This window comes from Flavobacterium sp., assembly GCF_035456225.1.
Taxonomy (GTDB): Bacteria; Bacteroidota; Bacteroidia; order Flavobacteriales; family Flavobacteriaceae; genus Flavobacterium.
Genome location: NZ_DATIDM010000149.1, coordinates 1 through 5,768 on the forward strand (window position 1 = coordinate 1; position 5,768 = coordinate 5,768).

A 5,768-nucleotide genomic window follows, 5' to 3' on the forward strand; every position below is an offset into this window, starting at 1 on the left:
ATGAAAAATTCACTTCAAAAACCGATTTCTATTTTGGAGGCTATGGCGCAATAAAACTGTCAAAATATTATACGCTGCAACCAGAAATTGTATATTCAAGACAAGGAACTTATTTTGAATATATGAACGAAGGGAAAACCAAGATTGATGTTTCTTATTTGTCCTTTGGCGTTGTAAATAAATTTACGTTTATCAATAAGTTTAATGTGCATGTAGGACCAACCCTTGATTTTCAAATTGAAAAAAATAACGATGTAGATCTGTCAAACAATTTTGACCTCGCTTTAATGCTTGGAGCCGGATATGATTTTACGGATAATTTTGGGGTCGAAGCCAGAATTAAGCAGGGTCTTATCCCTATGAGCGATGGTGGTGTGTCCAGCGAAACCAATGTGGTTTATCAATTAGGAATTAATTATACTTTCGATATAAAATAAATAAATTAAGACATGAGAAAAAAAATAGCTGCAGCATTGGTATGCTTTTTCGGATTAACTCAAATGAATGCCCAGGTAACTGTTAAACCGGGGATTAAGGGAGGTGTGAATTTTTCAAAATTAACGGGCTTTGAGTCAGATTTCAGTACCAATTTTTATGTAGGTGCTTTTGCTGCTATTAAATTAGCTAAAATTTATACCCTTCAGCCGGAATTACTTTATTCAGCGCAAGGTGCTGATAATGTCAGATATTCAGACGGTTCCATATTCGATCCTGTTGCTCCTGCGCCAAAATCACATAGCGTTTCATTGGATTATTTGTCAATGAGCGTTATCAATAAATTTACTTTCGGAGGCGGATTCGAAGCCGTTGTCGGACCAACTTTAGATTTTAAGCTAGGCGATAATTTCGAATGGCCGTTAAGTGATGATCTTATTGGTCTTGATATGGGAATTGTCGGAGGAATCGGCTATTCGTTACCAAACGGACTAGGTTTCGAGGCGCGTTACAAACAAGGATTTGTTGATATTTTCGGAGGTGAGTATTTTGATGAATATGACTATAATGAAAACGGAAATTTTGACGAAATCTACCTAAACCAGGTTTTCCAATTGGGTGTTTCTTATACATTTGATATAAAACAAAAATAGGCTTATGTTACTGAAGGATTTTTATACCGTTCAAAAATTAGATAATGTTTCGGAAGGAAAATACAATGCCATCGTGAAGTTGAATAACCAGCACGATATTTTTAAAGGGCATTTTCCCGGAAATCCTGTAACACCAGGCGTATGCATGATGCAGATAATCAAAGAACTTTCGCAGGAAATATTGGGAAGTTCTTTGTTTATGACCAATTCGTCCAATGTGAAATTTATGGCACTTATCAACCCTGATGTGCACCCTGTTTTACGATTGGAACTGGAGATTTCAGGTAATCTGGAAACCGAAGTTAAAGTGAAAAACACTACAAGTTTTGAGGATACAGTCGCTTTAAAACTTACTAATACCTATAAAAAAGTATAATTTGAAATTTTTGTTTTGCATAGTCGCCGCTTTTTTAACCCTGCTTACTCAAGATTTGTCTGAAGTAAGGGAAGGTTACTATGCGGCTTCAAAATCAAAGCAAAATGCCGAAAAGTTTCATGCGCTACTTTCCGGATACAATAAAAACGATGCGACTCTATTGGCTTATAAAGGGGCCGCTATTGCACTTAAATCCAAGTATGCACCAAAAGCAAAGCAAAAGAAAGAATTGTTTGTTGAGGGAGTGACTATTTTGGAGAAAGCCTTGAAATCCGAACCGGCTAATGTCGAAATTCATCTTATTCGCCTCAGTATCCAGGAAAATACGCCTAAAGCACTGAAATATAAAGGCAATATTGAGGAAGATAAGAAACTTATTATGATTTCTTTTGATAAGCAGTCCAAAGAGGTCAGGGAATGTATAAAAAAATACGTTAAGCAATCGGCGGTTTTTTCCGATAGCGAAAAACAACAGATTTTAAAATAATACACCATGAGTGCCAATCCATCCATTAGTGAGCGAATTGAAACCCATAAATTGTGTGTTATCATTCCAACTTACAATAATCACAAAACGTTGCGCCGTGTTATTGATGGCGTTCTGAAGTATACACAAAACTGTATTGTTGTCAATGACGGTTCCACCGATACCACAAAAGAAATTTTAAGCGCTTATCCGCAGGTTTGTCAAATTCACTTACCCGAGAATAAAGGAAAAGGGAATGCGCTTCAGGAAGGTTTCAGAAAGGCCAAGGATTTGGATTACAGATATGTTATAACCATTGATTCTGACGGCCAGCATTTTCCGGATGATATTCCTGTTTTTTTGGATAATTTCGAGGATTCTGGAAAGGATGTTTTGTTAATCGGGAGTCGTAACATGAATCAGGACGGCGTTCCGAAAAAGAGCAGTTTCGGGAATAAATTTTCCAATTTTTGGTTTTGGTTTGAAACCGGAATCCAATTAGAGGACACGCAATCCGGTTACCGTTTGTATCCGCTGGAATCCCTTCCAAATAGGTTTTTCACCAAAAAATTCGAATTTGAAATAGAAGTCATTGTCCGTTCTGCATGGAATGGTGTGGATGTTAAAAACATCCCGATAAACATCTTGTATGATCCCAACGAACGCGTGACACATTTTCGTCCCTTTAGGGATTTTACCCGAATCAGTATCCTGAATACCGTTTTGGTTATCATCACCCTTTTATACATAAAGCCCAGAGACTTCTTCAGAAGTTTTAAAAAAAAAAGTTTAGCGGCATTCATTCGTGAAGACATTTTAGCCAGTTCGGATTCCTATACCGTAAAGGCGGCCTCTATTGCATTGGGTGTTTTTGTCGGAATAGCACCTTTCTGGGGATTTCAAACCCTGATTGTCATTTCACTGGCTGTACTTTTACGTTGGAACAAAGCCCTGGCTTTTGCGTTTTCGAATGTCAGCATTCCGCCAATGATTCCTTTTATCATATATGGTTCACTGCAGGCAGGCTCTTTCTTTGTTAATGATAGCGCAAAGTATACTTTGGGAAGCCCTATAACTATTGATCATATAAAAACAAACATACTGCAGTATGTAATTGGTAGTTTTGTTTTGGCAACTGTAATGGCAATTCTTTTTGGAGTTGGAAGTTATTTGTTACTTTCGCTCTCGAAAAAATCAAGTAATTAAATGCATACCTATTTTATTAGAATTCATCATTTTGTTCAGCGGAATAAGCTGGCGGCAGTTGGGATTGCGGTTGCATTTCTGATCCTTTTTGGTTTTTTCGCCTCCAAAATTAAATTTGAAGAAGACATCACCCGGATCATACCGAAAAACGAGAATGCTGATGTAGCTGCCAAAGTGCTGAAACAACTTAATTTTTCGGATAAAATCACCGTAATTATTGAGAAAGAGAAAGACGGTACGGTTGATGATATGGCCGAAACCGCCTCCGTTTTTTTAGACAGCGTGGCTTCCTGCAACGCCTATATAAAGGACATTCAGGGTAAAGTAGAAGATGAAAATATTCAGGAAACCTTTGATTTTGTGTACAACAATCTCCCTTTGTTTCTGGAGGATAAGGACTATGACCACATTGAACAGAAAATCAGCAAAGACAGTATTTCAGTTCAGGTCGAGAAAAACTATCGCACCTTAATTTCACCAACCGGAATCGTTGCGAAAGATTTTATTTTAAACGATCCTCTCGGAATTTCATTCATAGCCTTAAAAAAACTGCAACAGTTAGGTATTGGGGATGAGTTCGAACTCAAAAACGGTTTCCTTGTCACTAAAGACGAATCGAAACTTTTGCTGTTCATCAATCCGAAATTAAGCGGAAGCGAAACCGAAAAAAACACCCTTTTTGTTGATAAACTGGCCGCCATAAAATCCAATTTAAATAAACAGTTTGCCGGAAAAGCAAGTGTGGATTATTTTGGCGCTTCCCTAATTGCAGTGGCTAATGCGAAGCAAATCAAGCAGGACATTATCACAACCATTTTGGTTTCTTTAGGAACCCTTATGTTGATACTGATCCTGTTCTACAGAAAATTACTGGTACCGGTGATCATTTTTATCCCATCTGTTTTCGGGGTTTTATGCGCCATTGCCTGTCTTTATTTTATACGAAACACCATTTCGGCTATTTCATTGAGTGTTGGTGCCGTATTATTGGGGGTTACCATCGATTATTCGCTGCATATCCTAACGCATTACAAAAATAACAGCGATCTGAAAACACTGTACAAGGACATCACCATGCCACTGATCATGAGCAGCAGCACCACGGCTTTGGCTTTCCTGTGTTTGTTGTTTGTGAATTCTGAAGCGCTGAAAGATTTGGGTATTTTTGCGGCTATCAGTGTGGTGGTTTCGGCGTTGTTTTCCTTGCTGATTATTCCGCATTTGTATTACCCGAAAATCGATGAACAGGAACGCAAAACGATACTGGATAAAGCGGCAGGTTTTTCGTTTGAACGGAATAAGTTTCTGATTATTTCGAGTGTGGTGGTCATCATCGTCAGCTTTTTTACTTTCGGAAAAGTGAAGTTCAATAATAACCTGTCCGAACTGAATTTTGTTCCGACGGAAATTAAAAAGGCAGAAGCCAAACTGGAAAAAGCGACCAATTTGACATCAAAATCAATCTATCTGGCCTCTTATGGGAATTCCGAAGAAGAAGCGCTTTCCAACGCTAATTCGCTGTTCCGAACCTTGACCACAGATAAAAATAACAAAGAGATTTTAAACTTCAGCTCTATTGGAGGCGTTGTACTTTCAAAGGAAATGCAGCAACAGAAAATAGAAAAATGGAATGCCTTCTGGACTCCAGAAAAAAAGGCCAAGCTACAGGGAACTTTGATTTCGGAGGGAAGTGCCATTGGTTTTAAACCGCAATCGCATCAAAAGTTTTACGACTTGCTTCAAACGGATTTTGAGCCTATCGGTTTTGAAACCTATGCCAAAGTGAAAACGCTGTTTCTGGATGAATTTGTTGCTTCAAAAAATGGTTTTTATACGGTTTCATCGGTAGTGAAAGTTTCCAATGACCAGCGTGATGCTTTTGTGCAGAAAATTTCAAAAGAGAAGAATGTACTGGCGATAGACAGGCAGCAAATGAACGAAACGTTTTTGGGGAAACTCCGCGACGATTTCAATGATCTGGTAAATTATTCCTTTGTAGCGGTAATTCTGATATTGTTTGTGTTTTTCCGCCGTATCGAATTGGTAATTGTCAGCACCATCCCAATTGTCATAACCGGTTTGGTTACCGCCGGGATAATGGGAATTTTCGGGATTCAGTTGAATATTTTCAGTACCATCGTATGTACGCTCATTTTTGGTCACGGAGTCGATTTCAGCATTTTCATGACCAGCGCCATGCAGAAGGAATACACGACCGGAAAAGACGAAATGCCAACTTACAGAACGTCAATCATATTAGCCGCTTTAACGACTATCCTGGCTATCGGCGCCTTGATTTTTGCGGATCACCCGGCATTAAAATCGATTTCCTCGGTTTCGTTGATCGGGGTGTTTGCCGCCCTTTTGATTACATTTATTTTTTATCCGATATTATTCCGAATTTGCTTCTTCAATAGGGTAAAGAAAGGAAACTCGCCCATATCATTAAGACTGTTCATTCATTCTGCGCTTTCGTTTATTTATTACGGATTGGGCGGACTGGTTTTCTCATTCATCGGAAAAATCATATTGAAGCTCCTGCCGGTTAAAAAGGAAGTAAAAATAATGTGGTTCCGGATCATTCTTTCCAATTTCATGAAATCGGTTTTGTATTCCAACCCTTTTGTAAAAA

At 38.4% G+C, this 5,768-nt stretch carries 6 protein-coding genes; all 6 read left to right on the forward strand.

Annotation, left to right across the window (positions count from 1 at the left end):
* Positions 1-437, forward strand: a 437-nt coding sequence (locus VLB74_RS08785) for an outer membrane beta-barrel protein (protein ID WP_325203083.1), incomplete at its 5' end; no start/stop codon positions are given.
* 12 nt (positions 438-449) lie between these two features.
* A complete protein-coding gene (locus VLB74_RS08790; protein ID WP_325203084.1) occupies positions 450-1,088 on the forward strand; it encodes a porin family protein in 639 nt (212 codons plus the stop codon).
* A gap of 4 nt (positions 1,089-1,092) precedes the next feature.
* Entirely contained in the window at positions 1,093-1,464 is a 372-nt protein-coding gene (locus tag VLB74_RS08795) for an ApeI family dehydratase (protein ID WP_325203085.1), read from the forward strand.
* A gap of 1 nt (position 1,465) precedes the next feature.
* Positions 1,466-1,951, forward strand: a complete 486-nt coding sequence (locus VLB74_RS08800) for a hypothetical protein (protein WP_325203086.1) — start codon at positions 1,466-1,468, stop codon at positions 1,949-1,951.
* Between the two features lie 6 nt (positions 1,952-1,957).
* Entirely contained in the window at positions 1,958-3,136 is a 1,179-nt protein-coding gene (locus VLB74_RS08805) for a DUF2062 domain-containing protein (RefSeq protein ID WP_325203087.1), read from the forward strand.
* A partial coding sequence (locus VLB74_RS08810; RefSeq protein WP_325203088.1) for an MMPL family transporter occupies positions 3,137-5,768 on the forward strand: 2,632 nt, incomplete at its 3' end.

Bases quoted from the DNA above. Each gene is read 5' to 3' on its own strand.
- VLB74_RS08795 (WP_325203085.1), top strand. From the start codon at position 1,093: ATGTTACTGAAGGATTTTTATACCGTTCAAAAATTAGATAATGTTTCG.
- VLB74_RS08805 (WP_325203087.1), top strand. From the start codon at position 1,958: ATGAGTGCCAATCCATCCATTAGTGAGCGAATTGAAACCCATAAATTG.
- VLB74_RS08790 (WP_325203084.1), top strand. From the start codon at position 450: ATGAGAAAAAAAATAGCTGCAGCATTGGTATGCTTTTTCGGATTAACT.